Origin of the sequence: Micromonospora sp. LOL_014 (assembly GCF_048060245.1) — a bacterium.
Classification (GTDB): domain Bacteria; phylum Actinomycetota; class Actinomycetes; order Mycobacteriales; family Micromonosporaceae; genus Micromonospora_E.
The window spans coordinates 46646-60851 of sequence record NZ_JBHMIP010000024.1 but is presented as its reverse complement, the minus strand read 5'-3'; the positions used below and the strand labels follow the sequence as shown (position 1 = coordinate 60851).

17 protein-coding genes and 1 pseudogene are annotated in these 14206 nt (G+C 68.0%); 10 read left to right on the top strand and 8 right to left on the bottom strand.

The window, feature by feature from the left end:
* Positions 1-97 precede the first annotated feature (97 nt).
* The 4 genes from ACFHW1_RS20730 (at position 98) to ACFHW1_RS20715 (ending at position 3025) form a co-directional block, all read left to right on the top strand.
* Entirely contained in the window at positions 98-382 is a 285-nt protein-coding gene (locus ACFHW1_RS20730; RefSeq protein ID WP_416556056.1) for a hypothetical protein, read from the top strand.
* A gap of 80 nt (positions 383-462) precedes the next feature.
* Complete coding sequence (locus ACFHW1_RS20725) at positions 463-1851, top strand: DUF4331 domain-containing protein (protein WP_416556058.1); 1389 nt, start codon at positions 463-465, stop codon at positions 1849-1851.
* 56 nt (positions 1852-1907) lie between these two features.
* Positions 1908-2273: a phospholipase gene (locus ACFHW1_RS20720; RefSeq protein WP_416556060.1), complete on the top strand. Its 366-nt coding sequence runs from the start codon at positions 1908-1910 to the stop codon at positions 2271-2273.
* 494 nt (positions 2274-2767) lie between these two features.
* The gene (locus tag ACFHW1_RS20715) at positions 2768-3025 is read left to right on the top strand and encodes a WhiB family transcriptional regulator (RefSeq protein ID WP_123605977.1); all 258 of its coding nucleotides are present in this window, start codon (positions 2768-2770) and stop codon (positions 3023-3025) included.
* A 32-nt stretch (positions 3026-3057) separates the two neighbouring features.
* Here the strand turns inward: ACFHW1_RS20715 and ACFHW1_RS20710 are convergent, their stop codons facing one another.
* Complete coding sequence (locus tag ACFHW1_RS20710) at positions 3058-3423, bottom strand: metallopeptidase family protein (protein WP_233606708.1); 366 nt, start codon at positions 3421-3423, stop codon at positions 3058-3060.
* 219 nt (positions 3424-3642) lie between these two features.
* Between ACFHW1_RS20710 and ACFHW1_RS20705 the strand changes: the two genes are divergently transcribed.
* Complete coding sequence (locus ACFHW1_RS20705; protein WP_416556061.1) at positions 3643-4014, top strand: DUF3499 domain-containing protein; 372 nt, start codon at positions 3643-3645, stop codon at positions 4012-4014.
* Between the two features lie 106 nt (positions 4015-4120).
* Here ACFHW1_RS20705 and ACFHW1_RS20700 read toward each other — a convergent pair.
* The 3 genes and pseudogenes from ACFHW1_RS20700 to ACFHW1_RS20690 form a co-directional block, all read right to left on the bottom strand.
* Positions 4121-4606 (bottom strand): annotated as a pseudogene (locus ACFHW1_RS20700) (aminotransferase class III-fold pyridoxal phosphate-dependent enzyme); the annotation flags it as partial.
* Between the two features lie 327 nt (positions 4607-4933).
* Positions 4934-5515 carry a hypothetical protein gene (locus ACFHW1_RS20695; protein WP_416615942.1) on the bottom strand — a complete coding sequence of 194 codons (582 nt, stop codon included), beginning with the start codon at positions 5513-5515 and terminating at the stop codon, positions 4934-4936.
* An 18-nt stretch (positions 5516-5533) separates the two neighbouring features.
* Positions 5534-5743 (bottom strand): hypothetical protein, encoded by a 210-nt coding sequence (locus tag ACFHW1_RS20690; RefSeq protein ID WP_416556064.1) that lies wholly within the window; start codon positions 5741-5743, stop codon positions 5534-5536.
* A gap of 249 nt (positions 5744-5992) precedes the next feature.
* On the opposite strand from ACFHW1_RS20690, the gene ACFHW1_RS20685 reads away from it, so the two are divergent.
* The 4 genes from ACFHW1_RS20685 to ACFHW1_RS20670 are packed head-to-tail and all read left to right on the top strand — an operon-like array spanning position 5993 to position 10168.
* Positions 5993-7231, top strand: a complete 1239-nt coding sequence (locus ACFHW1_RS20685) for a polyamine ABC transporter substrate-binding protein (protein ID WP_416615941.1) — start codon at positions 5993-5995, stop codon at positions 7229-7231.
* An 11-nt stretch (positions 7232-7242) separates the two neighbouring features.
* Entirely contained in the window at positions 7243-8421 is a 1179-nt protein-coding gene (locus ACFHW1_RS20680; RefSeq protein ID WP_416556066.1) for an ABC transporter ATP-binding protein, read from the top strand.
* A complete protein-coding gene (locus ACFHW1_RS20675; RefSeq protein ID WP_416556067.1) occupies positions 8418-9329 on the top strand; it encodes an ABC transporter permease in 912 nt (303 codons plus the stop codon). The genes ACFHW1_RS20680 and ACFHW1_RS20675 overlap by 4 nt, the downstream gene beginning before the upstream one ends.
* The gene (locus ACFHW1_RS20670) at positions 9326-10168 is read left to right on the top strand and encodes an ABC transporter permease (protein WP_416556068.1); all 843 of its coding nucleotides are present in this window, start codon (positions 9326-9328) and stop codon (positions 10166-10168) included. The genes ACFHW1_RS20675 and ACFHW1_RS20670 overlap by 4 nt, the downstream gene beginning before the upstream one ends.
* 327 nt (positions 10169-10495) lie before the next feature.
* On the opposite strand, the gene ACFHW1_RS20665 is transcribed toward ACFHW1_RS20670, so the two are convergent.
* From ACFHW1_RS20665 to ACFHW1_RS20650, 4 genes are all read right to left on the bottom strand, one after another.
* Positions 10496-11386 carry an SAM-dependent methyltransferase gene (locus ACFHW1_RS20665; protein WP_416556069.1) on the bottom strand — a complete coding sequence of 297 codons (891 nt, stop codon included), beginning with the start codon at positions 11384-11386 and terminating at the stop codon, positions 10496-10498.
* Positions 11383-11604 (bottom strand): helix-turn-helix domain-containing protein, encoded by a 222-nt coding sequence (locus ACFHW1_RS20660; RefSeq protein WP_416556070.1) that lies wholly within the window; start codon positions 11602-11604, stop codon positions 11383-11385. Before ACFHW1_RS20660 ends, ACFHW1_RS20665 begins: the two co-directional genes overlap by 4 nt.
* A 150-nt stretch (positions 11605-11754) precedes the next feature.
* A complete protein-coding gene (locus ACFHW1_RS20655; RefSeq protein WP_416567460.1) occupies positions 11755-12246 on the bottom strand; it encodes an SRPBCC family protein in 492 nt (163 codons plus the stop codon).
* Positions 12247-12274: 28 nt separating this feature from the next.
* Complete coding sequence (locus ACFHW1_RS20650) at positions 12275-12610, bottom strand: ArsR/SmtB family transcription factor (RefSeq protein WP_416567461.1); 336 nt, start codon at positions 12608-12610, stop codon at positions 12275-12277.
* Positions 12611-12687: 77 nt separating this feature from the next.
* Between ACFHW1_RS20650 and ACFHW1_RS20645 the strand changes: the two genes are divergently transcribed.
* Positions 12688-14193 carry an aldehyde dehydrogenase family protein gene (locus ACFHW1_RS20645; RefSeq protein ID WP_416567462.1) on the top strand — a complete coding sequence of 502 codons (1506 nt, stop codon included), beginning with the start codon at positions 12688-12690 and terminating at the stop codon, positions 14191-14193.
* Positions 14194-14206: the final 13 nt, after the last annotated feature.

Below are 14206 nucleotides of genomic sequence, written 5' to 3'. Positions count from 1 at the left end.
GGATAGGTGCCGGCGACTGCGGGTGACGGATGGGCCGCGCCGGCTCTGGTCCCATCGCGACAGTGGGTCACCCCCTGACCCACCAGAAGGGTTGTCCATGAGAACTCGCCAGCGGAACCGACCGAAGTTCAAGATCTCCCGCCGCCAGGTGCTGACCGTGGCGGCGAGCGCGGGTGTCGGCGCGGCCGCAGTCAGCGTCAGCGGCCTGTCGTCGGCCGTGGACAGCCGGCTCTCCGGAGCTGCCTCGGAGGACGAGGCGATCGTCGTCCATCTACGGGATCCGTCCAACGGCACGCTGGACGTCTTCGTCGGCACGTCGCGGATCGAGGTACGGGACAAGGGTCTTGCCGCCCGGTTGCAGCGCGCCGCCAGCCAGGGCTGATTACGCCATACGGGCACGTTTCACCTGACGCGTACCGCATCGATCACCGATTCATCCAGGCTATGTGAGGTAGGTTAGCCATGTCTTCGCACCGTGAAGCGCCGGAGATATCCAAGGACCCGGTTGCCGACAGCACCGACCTTTACGCGTTCGTGAGTCCGGACCGCCCCGACACGGTGACTCTCATCGCCAACTATCTGCCTTTACAGGTGCCGTCGGGCGGGCCGAACTTCTTCGAGTTCGGCGATGACGTGCTCTACGAGATCCACGTGGACAACAACGGCGACGGTCATCCGGACATCACCTACCAGTTCCGGTTCCACACGGAGATCACCAACGAGAACACTTTTCTCTACAACACCGGACCGATCGAGGCGCTGGACAGCGAGAACTGGAACCGGCGCCAGTTCTACAGTGTTACCAAGGTGGACGCGCACGGCAAGGCGCAGTTGCTGGCCCGTAATGTGCCCTGCCCGCCGTGCAACATCGGTCCGCTGTCCACCCCCGACTACGTGGGGCTGGCCAATGACGCCACGTTCCAGCTCAAGAGCGGTGAACGGGTCTTCGCCGGGCAGCGGGCCGAGGGGTTCTTCGTTGACCTGGGTGCCATCTTCGACCTGGGTAACCTGCGGCCCTTCCAGCAGCTGCACGTGGTCGGCAAGGACATCTTCAACGTGGCGGACGAGCCGGTGAACGCCACCGACCGGCTGAACGTCTCCAGCATCGCGCTGCAGGTCCCGATCACCGACCTGGTCAGTGGCGGCGGCCAGTACGGCGTGAACGACCAGCGTTCGGTGATCGGGGTCTGGACCTCGGCCGGGCGTCAGCAGGTACGGATGCTGGGCAATGCCAAGGCTGCTGACGTCAACGTCGGACCGACGGTTCAGGTGTCGCGACTCGGTAATCCGCTGTTCAACGAGGTCATTGTGCCGATGGCGCAGAAGGACCTGTGGAACACCTTGCCCCCGGCGGAGGACAAGCGCTTCGCAGGCCTGGTGGAGAAGCCCGAACTGGCGCAGCTGCTGCCGGTGCTCTACCCGGACGTCTTCCCCAACCTGGCCGAGCTCAACGAGTCCGGCGTGGCCCGAGCCGATCTGGTGGCGATCCTACTGACCGGGATTCCGGCCGGGCTGATCGACGGCTTCCAGAACAACACCGGCGATCTGCAGGCGGACATGCTGCGGCTGAACACCGCGATCCCCCCGGCGGACCAGCCGAATCGGTTCGGTCTGCTCGGCGGCGACCTGGCCGGCTTCCCGAACGGCCGACGGACGACCGACGACGTGGTCACCATTTCGCTGCGGGCTATCGCCGGATTGACGTTCCCGCTGATTGACAACAACTTCACCCCGGACGACGCGGCCGGCGCGGTGACTCATGGGCTGAGCGCTGCCGACGTGACCGCCCCGTTCCTGAACCAGTTCCCGTACCTCGGCGTGCCGTACGACGGGTTCAACAACCCGTCCTGACCGGCCCGTCCGTCCCGTCCGGGCCGGCCCCGGCAGATCCAAAGAAGGTGGGGAGCATGCACGAGCACAGTCTGGCCCCGTCGGAGACCGGCGGCGTCGTCCTCGACATCGGCGGCGATATGGGTGCCCTGATCATCTACACCGGACAGGAGTTCCACGGCCGGGAGATCGAGATCAGCCCGACCGCCGGTCCGGACCAGCCGGATCCGGCCCCGCGTACCCATGCGGCGGTCCGGGAGCGGCAGGTACGCGACGGAGTCTTTTTCAGCGCCGTCTACACCGATCTGCCGGCGGGTTCCTACACCGTGTGGCGCTTCGACGAGGTGCCCGCCGGTCAGGTGACGATCACCGGCGGGGCGGTGACCGAGTTCGTCTGGCCGCAGCACGCCACCGCTGGGCGGCTGATCCCCAAGGCAGGGTGACGGGACTCCCGCACGACAGTGTGACGAGATCGATGCACTAGGCGCGATCGGCTTCCGGGCCGTAGGCGTGACGGACCCTGGGGAGGAAAGTAGGGCAAGTGAGGTAGACCGGTCGTCCGACCGGACATCGAGCCGGTGCCGCGTGAGCGGCACCGGCTCGATGTCGTCTGCGGACAGCGTCGTCGCCGCTGGGATTCGCCGGTCAGGCCGGGCAGGGTGGTGCGACTCGCCGGTCCCGCGTTACCCGGTGGGGGTCTGAATCGATAGGGCAGGTTGCGGGCCGGATGACAACGGGGAGGGCGGGTGACCGGTGCGCGACGGCAAGCCCATTTACCAGGTTCGTCTTGACGACGCACGCATTACACGCGTGTAATTTCAACGGGGTCGCTCGGACGGGCTGCATCAAAACCGGATCGTACGGGCAAGATGGACACGCCTTCCGCGTGGGGGGTTGCGCCGGCCGGGTGGGGCGGCGCGCGAAAGGAGGCACGCGTATGGATGGTCGGCTGGAGGTCGCGGACCTGCTCGGTAACGCCCCGGAGTGGCAGGAGCGGGCGCTGTGCTCGCAGACCGATCCGGAGGCGTTCTTCCCGGAGAAGGGCGGATCCACCCGCGAGGCCAAGCGGATCTGCTCTCGCTGCGAGGTGAAGTCCGAGTGCCTGGAGTACGCACTCGGTCACGACGAGCGGTTCGGCATCTGGGGCGGACTGTCCGAGCGGGAACGACGCAAGCTCAAGCGCAGGGTCGCCTGACCTGCCGCTGTCGACCCGGACGAGTCGCCAACTCAGGCCAGCTCGTCCGGGTCGACGCCGAGCAGATTCGCCACCTGCTCGATGATCACGTCGTGCACCAGGTCGGCGAGATCCTCCCGGTTCAACGCCCGGAACTCCAGCGGACGCCGGTAGAGCACGATCCGCGGCGGCATCTCCTGACGCCCCGGCCGGCCGGGCAGCAGCCGGGCCAGCGGCACCTCACCGTCCTCCAGCACGTCGGAGTCGTACACGTTCAGATCAGGTGGGACGTCCTCGACGGCGAATTCGACGCCGGCCAGCTCCTTCGCGAAGCGCCGCTCCAGCGTCTCGACCGTGTCCAGGACCAGCTCGTCGAAGACCTCGGCCTTGGTCCGGGCCAACGGTACCGTCGCCGGCACCAGCCGACCGCGCAGCCCACGCCCGTGCCGGTCCCGGCGATCCCGACGCGCCCGGCGAGGTGTCTGCGCGCTGCCGGGCACGGGGATGGTCACTGGGATCCTCCGGTCACCTGCCCAGCGTAGTCCGGATCGGCCCCTTCCGGGCGTGCGGATCAGGAGTCCCGGCGTGTCGCGTCGGCAAACTGGTAGTCGAGCCGGTATTAGAGATAACGTGCCGCCGTGAGGTCACCACGGCGCTGCTCCCGTAACGGCTGCCCCCGCCAGGCCGTCGCCACGTTGACCTATGTCTACAACGAGTCGACCGCGGTGGTCGGCCCGCTCGCCGCGTTCGCCGAACCGCACACCTACGACCTCTGCGAGCAGCACGCCCGTAGCCTGACCGCGCCCCGTGGCTGGCAGGTCGTCCGGCACGAGGGTGAGTTCGACCCGCCCCCACCGACCACCGACGATCTGGTGGCGCTCGCCGAGGCGGTCCGGGAGGCGGCCCGCCCGGCCCCGCCACCGCGACCGGGCGACCCGGAGGCCGTCGACATCGACATCAACCCGTCGACCGGCCGCCGTGGCCACCTCCGGGTGATCCCGCCGGCCTGACCTCGGGCGATCCGCCCCCGACCCCGCCGAGCCGACCGAGGATCAGGTCGGCGAGGGTACGGCCGGCCAGGTTGGCGGTGCCCACCCCGTCGCCGAGCACCGGGAACATGCCGTAGAAGTACCCGTCGCCCCGGATGTCCCCGACGATCGGCAGGTCGTACAGCTTTTCCAGAGTGCCCCGGAAAGCGCTTTCGTTGGCCCGTACGTGCCCGGTCAGCTCCTCCCGGGCGGAGATCTCCAGGTTGGCCAGCGCCACCGCGCAGGAGACCGGATGTCCGCCGAAGGTGATCCCGTGACCGAACGACTCGGTGCCGTGCAGGAACGGTTCGATCAGCCGGTCCGACGCGACCATCGCGCCGAGCGGGGAGTAGCCGGAGGTCAGCGCCTTGGCAGCGGTGATGATGTCCGGCTGGTAGCCGTACCGCTGGGTGCCGAAGTACTCGCCGAGCCGGCCCCACGAGCAGATCACCTCGTCGGAGACGAGCAGCACGTCGTACGCGTCGCAGATCTCACGTACCCGCTCGAAGTAACCCGGCGGCGGCGGGAAACAGCCGCCGGCGTTCTGCACCGGCTCCAGAAAGACGGCGGCGACCCACCGCAGCGCCGGCACCTGACGGCGGTGGCGCTCGGCATGGACCCCGTCTAGCTGCAACGCCGCTCGGTTAAGCCGTTGCGGCGGCGGTCAATGGTGTGTCGGTCGGACATGGGAAAGCGGAGTTCCCTGTAACGAGGTGGGTCACTCCAAGACGCCTCGAGACCAGGATCTCCGCTTTGGTCGATCCGTGCCAATGTCGGTCCACTGTCGAACTTTGGTCCGTCGGTCTGCGACGTTCTTGCGGCCAGTCAACTCCCGTGTACCGGTGTTACGCATCGGATACCCTATGTAGGCGCTGGTGCGGCCGGGACCTGCGTGATCAAATCAAAGCTCGATGCGGTGACGCCGGCCGACCTGATTGAGGAGAGCTAGGCTGAAAACGACAACATCTGGTGGGTTGAATCCACACAACAGTCGCACGGTTCCTTCGACGGTCTGTCGGCGTGCCTGCGCCACTTGGGGATTGCGGCGGAATCTTGTTATTGCGGTCTCGAACGCGGCCCGGGTGGCCGGGTCGTTGTACAGCGCCAGCCAGTCGTACTTCTGCGCCTCGGTGGTCATCGCCCGCTGCAACGGGTGGCCGATGTAGAACCGCAGCATCTCCAGCCAGCGATCAGTGATCTGTCCGTCGCCGTCGACCATCGGCTGGAACTTCAACCCGATCTCCTCGTGGAACTCCCGCAGCATCCCGCCCTCGTCTTCGCACGAGGTGTCCAGGTGGAACGTCAACCCGCCGGAGACGGTCAGCTCCTGGTTGTCCTTGGAGACCACGATGAACGGTGGGGACTCGGAGCCCTCGCTGCCGGTGAAATCGAAGGTACGCTGACCGGCCGGGTAGACGTAGTACTTCTCGCCCGGCCCGTACCCCAGGTATCGGCTGCCGGTGCGGCCGGCTTGCGGCCGCACCGTGCCGTCCTGGGCGGGCTAGAAGCAGTACGGGACTGTGATCGAGGTGAAGTACGCGGTGGATTCGCCCGTCAGATACTTGTAGTTGCCATCTGGGCACCGGAAGTGGTAGCCGATGCCGACCTCGGTGGCGTGGCTGCTGTCCGAATAGTAGTAGTAAATGACGGTGTGGTAGTCGGGCGGGGCGCTTTGCGCCGGAGTGGCCGTCAGCGCGAGGCTGGTAGCCACTGCTAGTAGTGTTCCCGCCAAGGCGCTGCGAAGATACTTGAGCACGGCTGGTGCCTTTCTGTTCAGCTACCATCGGTAGCTGAACAGTAGCAACAAGTTGTGACCCCTGTGGACCTCGGTGAACAATCGACATATGTTGCACCGGTACCCGTCACGGTCATGTCGGTGGCAGTGCTGAGACGCGTCAGGCCGTACCCCCGGCCCGCACCCTTCCGGTCCTTCGGACCGGCACCACTCCAGGAGCCGTCCATGCGCAGTCGCCTCCGCCCCCCACCGTCCGCGCCGGCCGCCGCACTGCTCGCGGCCCTCGGCATGCGCCGTACCCTCACCCGGCGAGCCCTGGTACGCGGCGCCGCCACCTCCGGTGGGCTGCTGCTCGCCGGCGGCGCGCTCGCCGCATGTGGCACCCCGGCCGCCCAGCAGACCGAGGAGAGCTGCGTCAGCGAGGATCTGTCCGACAGCGAACAGGTGATCAACTTCTCGAACTGGCCGCAGTACATCGACGTCGACGCCGACGACGAGAGCCGCCGACCCACCCTGGAGGCGTTCCAGCAGACCTCCGGCATCACGGTCACGTACACCGAGGACATCAACGACAACAACGAGTTCTTCGGCAAGGTGCAGAACCAGCTGTCGGCGTGCCAGCCCACCGGACGCGACATCATGGTGCTCACCGACTGGCTGGCCGCCCGCATGATCCGGCTCGGCTGGGTGCAGTCCCTCGACAAGGCGAACCTGCCCAACGTCACGGCCAACCTGCTGCCGTCGCTGAGGGCCCGCCCGTTCGACCCGGATGACTCGTACGCCGTACCGTGGCAGTCCGGACTGACCGGCATCGCCTACAACGGCACCGTCACCAGCGAGGTCCGCACCATCGACGAGCTGCTCACCCGGGCCGACCTCAAGGGCCGGGTAACCGCGTTGACCGAGATGCGCGACACCATGGGTCTGCTGCTGCAGTCGAACGGGCACGACCCGGCCGACTTCACCGACGCCCAGTTCGACGACGCTCTGGAGAAGCTGCACCAAGCGGTCGCCGACGGGCAGATCCGCCGGTTCACCGGCAACGACTACGCCGCCGACCTGGCCCGGGGCGACGTCGCCGCCTGCATCGGCTGGTCCGGCGACGTGATCCAGCTGGCCGCCGAGGACCCGAACATCGTCTTCCAGGCACCGGAGTCCGGGCTGATCCTGTTCTCCGACAACATGCAGGTGCCGAACCAGGCCACCCACAAGACCAACGCCGAGAAGCTGATGGACCACTACTACGACCCGGCGGTCGCCGCCGAGGTCGCCGCGTACGTCAACTTCATCTGTCCGGTTGCCGGTGCCCAGGAGGCGATGACCGCCGTCGACCCGGAGCTGGCCGCCAACCCGCTGATCTTCCCCGACGAGGCGCTGCTCGCCCGGTCGGCCGTGTTCATGGCGCTGACCGAGGAGCAGGAACGCACGTACGAGCAGAAGTTCCAGCAGGTCATCGGGGCCTGAGGCGGCAACCGATGGCAACCGACCCGACCGGCGGCGGCCCACGCCCAGCCGACCCACCCGCCGGTGACCTGCAGCTGACCGACCTGACCAAGCAGTTCGGCCCGTTCACCGCCGTGGACGGACTCGACCTGACCATCCCGCAGGGGGCGTTCTTCGCCCTGCTCGGCGCCTCCGGTTGCGGCAAGACCACCACGCTGCGGATGGTCGCCGGGCTGGAACAGCCCACCAGCGGCCGGCTGCTGCTCGGCGGGCGGGACATCACCCGGCTGCGGCCGTACCGGCGGCCGGTGAACACCGTCTTCCAGAGCTATGCGCTGTTTCCGCATCTCAGTGTGGCCGACAACGTCGCGTTCGGACTTCGGCGGCGTGGCATCCGCGACGTGCGCCCGCAGGTCGAGCAGATGCTCGCCCTGGTGCAGCTGGACGGCTTCGGCCCGCGCCGCCCACAGCAGCTCTCCGGCGGGCAGCAGCAGCGGGTCGCCCTGGCCCGCGCGTTGATCAACCACCCACAGGTGCTGCTGCTCGACGAACCGCTCGGCGCGCTCGACCTCAAACTGCGCCGACAGATGCAGGCCGAGCTGAAACGCATCCAGACCGAGGTCGGCATCACCTTCGTGTACGTCACCCACGACCAGGAGGAGGCCATGACGATGGCCGACACGGTCGCGGTGATGAACGCCGGCCGGATCGAGCAGCTCGGCCCACCCGCGCAGATGTACGAGTTCCCGGCGACCGCGTTCGTGGCGAACTTCCTCGGCCAGTCGAACCTGCTGGCCGGCGAGGCCACCGGCCGATCCGGCGACGACGTGCTGGTCACCGCGTACGGCTCGCGGTTCACCGTGCCCGCGGCCCGGTCCCGGTCCGTCGACGGTCCGGTCCATCTGGGGGTACGCCCGGAAAAGCTCGCCCTGACCCGGGACGCCGACGGCGTACCGGCCGGGGCGCAGTCGGTCACCGGCGTGGTCACCGAGCTGGCGTACCTCGGGGTCAGCACCCAGTACCAGGTGCGTACCGGCTGGGGCACCGAGCTGAGCGTGTTCAGCCCGAACAGCGGGGACGGAGCTCTGCTGCCGGTCGGTGCCGACGTGGTCGCCTACTGGCAGCCGGCGCACGCCTTCCTGCTGGCCCGCGAGCCGGGCGCCGGCGGCCAGACCGCCCCGCTGCTCGACGACGCCGTACCTGCGTCATGAGCATCCTGGCCCACGTCGGCGGGGGAGCGGGAAAGCCCCCCGCCCCGGTGCCGGCCGCCCGGCGGCGCAGCCGGCTGCTGCCGTACCTGCTGCTGTTGCCGGGCGGGGCGTGGCTGACCCTGTTCTTTGCGGTGCCGGCGGTGCAGCTCGCCGCGACCAGCCTGTACGACCCGACCGGTTCGCTGGCCACCGGGTACGCGATGACCTGGTCGTTCGGCAACTACCCGGACGCGCTGTCGGCGTACTGGACGCAGTTCGGTCGCGGCTTCCTCTTCGCCGGCATCGCCACCGTGATCGCGGTGCTGCTCGGCTACCCACTGGCGTACGCGATCGCCCGGCGGGCCGGCCGGTGGAAGAACCTGATGCTGATCTGCGTCGTCGCCCCGATGTTCACCAGTTTCCTGGTACGTACCCTGGCCTGGAAGACGATCCTGTCGGAGAACGGCTGGCTGGTCGGCGTACTGCGGGATCTGCACCTGCTCGCGCCGGACGGCCGCCTGCTGTTCACCCCGGTCGCGGTGGTGCTCGGGCTGACGTACAACTTCCTGCCGTTCATGGTGCTGCCGCTGTACGCGAGCCTGGACCGGCTCGATTCCCGGCTGCTGGAGGCGGCCAGCGACCTGTACGCGAGCCCGGCGCGGGCCTTCTGGCGGGTGACCCTGCCGTTGTCGGCGCCCGGCCTGGTCGCCGGTACCCTGCTGACCTTCATCCCGGCCTCCGGTGACTACATCAACGCCCGGCTGCTCGGCACCCCCAACGAGTACATGATCGGCAACGTGATCGACTCGGCGTTCCTGGTGCGGCTGGACTATCCGCAGGCGGCGGCGCTGTCGTTCCTGCTGATGGCGGCGATCCTGATCATCGTGTCGGTCTACGTCCGGCGCACCGGCACCGAGGAGGTGCTGTGACGGGCCCGGGTACGACGGGGACCGGCGTCCGACTGGCCCGGTGGCTGGTCGACCGCTGGGTGTTCGGCGTGGGTCTGCTGGTGCTCGGCTACCTGCTGCTGCCGGTCGCGGTGGTCGCCGGGTTGTCGTTCAACCGGCCGTCCAGCCGGCTGTCCTACGACTTCAACGAGTTCACGTTGGACAACTGGCGGCAGCCGTGCGCCAGCGCCGAGATGTGCGACGCGGTGCTGCGCAGCGTGCAGATCGGGTTCCTGGCCACCGCCGGGGCGACGGTCCTCGGCACGCTGATGGCGTTCGCGCTGGTCCGGCACCGGTTCCGCGGCCGCTCCGCAGTCAACCTGCTGATCTTCCTGCCGATGGCCACGCCGGAGCTGGTGATGGGTTCGTCGCTGCTGACCCTGTTCGTGGCCGGGGCGGTGCCGCTGGGCTTCTGGACCGTGGTGACCGCCCACGTGATGTTCTGCCTGAGTTTCGTCGTGGTCACCGTGAAGGCGCGGCTGGCCGGCATGGACACCCGCCTGGAGGAGGCGGCGATGGACCTGTACGCCTCCGAATGGCAGACGTTCCGCCTGGTCACCCTGCCGCTGGTGCTGCCCGGCATCGTGGCCGCCGCGCTGCTGGCCTTCTCGCTGTCGTTCGACGACTTCATCGTGACGGACTTCAACTCCGGCACCACGGTGACCTTCCCGATGTACGTCTGGGGCGCTGCCCAGCGTGGCATCCCGCCGCAGGTCAACGTGATCGGCACGGCGATGTTCGCGGTGGCGCTGCTGCTGGTGGTGCTCGGCGGTGCGGTCAGCCGCCGGCGGGGCCAGGTCAGTGCTCGATCGCGTGCGTGACGTGCTTGAGCCGGGTGTAGTCCTCCAGCCCGCTGGTGACGACGCGGGTGCCGCTGCCCTGCTGCCGGCCGAGCGGGTCTATCCGTTGCCGGCCGGGGTTGCGGCGTCATCGGCGCCGACCTGACACCGGCGACGACCTGCTGATACCGCAGGACGGGAATCGAGCGGCGGCTCCGGAGCCGGCGAATTCAGTCGGTCGACCGTCGCAATATCGAAGCGATGCAGGTCGGAGGTCGTCATGCGGCGGTGGCTCGCCAGTCGCGTCCCAATCCCGTTGTCAGGCGCAGGTAGCGGCCAAGGTGTCGAGAGAAGAAGATGTGGTCTGCCTCATGCCTTTTCAAGCACGATGAAGTGGTACTCCAGCCAACGCCGCGACAATCCAACTTGCAGCGCCGACCCGCCAATCATGTTGGCCCAAAAGGGGATCTCAACAAGACGGTTGCGAAGCCGTGGAACTGCGGCTGTGGCGCCGACAGCCATCTTGACCACGCGGTCGCGTGGCCGCCCGAGACGCAAATATGCAGTAAGATCTAGGTCTTCGACCAGGTGTAAGCCGGCGCGTCCGGACATGGCTACCAACTCCGCCACAGTATGCAAACTTCCGATACGCCACCCGGCGCGGAACTGGTCGAGACAGAGTTCACGAGCGGCGAGCCCACGATCCTTGTCGGTCATCCAGTCGTCGCACAAGATAAGGCGACCTCCAGGGCGCAGCCGCTCAGCCAGGGACGGGAGTAGGCTCTCCAGCGACGGCGAGTGGACGACTGCCTCAACGGCGACCATGGCGTCGTAGTGTGGTTCTGCGGGCAGTTCGGCAAAATCGGCACAGAATACGTGACAGCGGTCGCTCAGTCCTTCGCGGGCGAACCGTTTCGCTGCGATCTCGGCCTGCACTCGGCTGATGGTCACGCCGGAAATGATCCCGTCCACCTCGCGGGCCAAGCGCACCATCGTCCCACCGACGCCACAGCCAAGGTCAAGCACCCTTGCGTTCGCCGAAGGAGCCTGCCCGCGCAAGCGCTCGATCATTAGGCGGTTTACGGTGTCCACAGCCTGAGTCGCATTCGTGACATCCGGCGTCCATACCCCACGGTGTATTGCGTCACTGCCTGGGCTCTCGGCAACCAAAAGGAACCGACGCGTGTTGTCGTCGTAGTAGTCGGCGACGCGATCAACGTGACCAAGTCCAGACGCTGCACGCTCCGATGTCGAGCTCATCGACGCAGGTTATCACAGGCCAGTTGCTGGATCTTGTCGCCGGAGTTCAGCACCTCGTCGAGCGCCTGTGCGGTGCCCTCCTTCGGCACCAGCCGACCGGTCTCGAAGCTGGCTATCGGGGACTTCGACTTCGACACCCGCAGCGCCTTTGCCAGCTGCGTCTGGTTCATGCGCCGGGTCAGTCGGAGCCGTCGAAGCTCTGTCGTGAGTTCACTCATGATTATCACCTCGAATGCCCAGACGTGGTAGCGGGTTCAACGAAGTCCATCTTCTAACGACACTGACTGATAGTCCAGCGTGGAAGTAGACCACCGGTTGGATTGCCGTGGATGCTGGAATCGGAGCGCTTCTCGCAGCAGCGCTTTTGATCAAGGAGTGGGGGCGAGCAGCTCGTCGATCTGGTTGATCGCCGAGGTGGAGCCCTCCACCACGCCCATGTCCAGCACCTGTTGCAGCGCCTCGGCGGACTCATATCTGCTGACGTAGGTCGCCCGGGTGCCGCCGTTGTGCTCGGCGAAGGTGTAGGTGTTGCGGGAGGCCGGCAACTCCGACAGTGGCTTGAAGTCCAGGTCCGCGAAGCCGTCGTCGAAGGAAAAGCTCGTCGGCTCGTCCACGGCGGTAAGCAGCCAGTACCCGGCATGCTTGTCGCCCTGCGGGCCGGTCATGAAGTAGGTCATGCGTCCGCCGGGCGTGAGGTCGTGGTCGACCACGGTCGCCGGGTACGTCGGCGGTCCCCACACCTTCTCCAGTTGGCGAGGGTCGGCGTAGACCTGCCAGACCCGCGCCACCGGAGCGGCGAAGTCCGCCGTGATGGTCAGGGTCAGGTTGTCAAGGTCCTGCTGGACGTCGGTCACGGGCATTGTTCGGTCCTTCCGTCGGAATCGTTGACTACCCATCCGGATCAGCTGCAATCAGCGCGTCGATGCGTGCGATGCGGCCACGCCAGATGTGTTCGAGCTCGGCGAGCATGGCTGCCACCGAACGCACCGCCTGCACGTCGCCGCTGGCCAGTTGCTCGCGACCACTGCGTCGCTTGGTCAGCAGACCAGCCTTCTCCAGCACGGTGACGTGTTTCTGTACGGCGGCGAAGCTCATGTCGTACTTGGCGGCGAGGGTGGAGACGGAGTGCTCCCCGGCCAGCACCCGGCGCAGGATGTCGCGCCGGGTGCGGTCGGCGAGCGCGTGGAACATGGCGTCCGTCCGGTCCGCACTCTCCTCGATCACGGGACCAATATACAACCGATCGGTTGTACGTTGTCAAGGCCATCGAGTGCCTCGGTCACTGGCTTTAGGCTGGCCGGATGGATCACCCCGACCCGACCCCGCGTACGCCGTTCTGGCTGGCTGGCGAGCCGGCGCACGGTGACGCGCCACTGGCCGTGCACCACCCGTACGACGGGCGGCTCGTCGGGCAAACCAGCTACGCCACGCCCGACCAGGTCGAGCAGGCGGTCGCCGCCGCGCACCGGGTCGCACCGCAGGCCGCCGCGCTGCCCGCGTACCGCCGGGCGGCCGCACTGGACCACATCAGTGCCCGGCTCGCGCAGCGGGCCGACGAGATCGCCCGGCTGATCACCGCCGAGAACGGCAAACCGGTCAAGTGGGCGCGCGCCGAGGTGGCCCGCGCCGTCTCCACGTTCCGCTGGGCGGCGGAGGAGGCCCGGCGGTTCTCCGGCGACCTGCAGCGCCTGGACACCGACCCGGCCGCCGCCGGCCGAATGGCGGTGGTCCGCCGGGTGCCGCGCGGGCCGGTGCTGGGCATCTCGCCGTTCAATTTTCCGCTGAACCTGGTGGCACACAAGGTCGCCCCGGCGATCGCGGTCGGCGCACCGATCATCGTCAAGCCGGCACCGGCGACCCCGCTGACCGCGCTGCTGCTCGGCGAACTGATCGCCGAGGTCACCGAGCCGGCCGATCCGGCCGCCGCGCCGGGCAGTGGATCAGGCACCGGCTTGCCCGCCGGGATGGTCTCGGTCCTGCCGGTGCCGAACGACCGGGCCGGCGACCTGGTCGCCGACCCACGCCTGCCGGTGGTGTCGTTCACCGGCTCCGGGCCGGTCGGCGCGCTGATCCGTCGCTCAGTGCCGGACAAGCACGTCACCCTGGAACTGGGCGGCAACGCCGCCGCGGTGATCTGCGAGGACTGGACCGGCGACGAGGAACTGACCCGGGCGGCACAGCGGATCGCCACCTTCGCCAACTACCAGGCCGGGCAGAGCTGCATCGCGGTGCAACGGGTGTACGTGCACGAATGGCTCTACGACGGCTTCCTGCCCCGGCTCGTCGCCGCCGTACAGGCGCTGCGGGCCGGTGACCCGGCCGACGAGGCGACCGACGTCGGGCCGCTGATCAACGAGGACGCCGCGATACGCGTCGAGTCCTGGGTGGACGAGGCGGTGGCCGCCGGGGCGACGATCGAGGTCGGCGGCCGGCGCGACGGCGCGACGTACCCGCCGACGGTGCTGACCGGGGTGCCGGCCGGCGCGAAGGTGCTCACCGAGGAGGTCTTCGGCCCGGTGCTCGTCGTGGACCGGGTGGAGAACGACGACGCCGGGTTCGCGGCGGTCAATGACTCGGCGTACGGGCTGCAGGCCGGCGTGTTCACCCACAACCTGCAGACCGCGTTCACCGCGCACCGCACGCTCGCCGTCGGCGGGGTGATCGTCGGTGACGTGCCGTCGTACCGGGCCGACCAGATGCCGTACGGCGGGGTCAAGGGCAGCGGTGTGGGCCGCGAAGGAGTCCGCAGCGCGATGGACGACTACACCGATCCCCGGGTGATGGTCCTCACCGGACTCGACCTCTGACCTGTCACCTCGC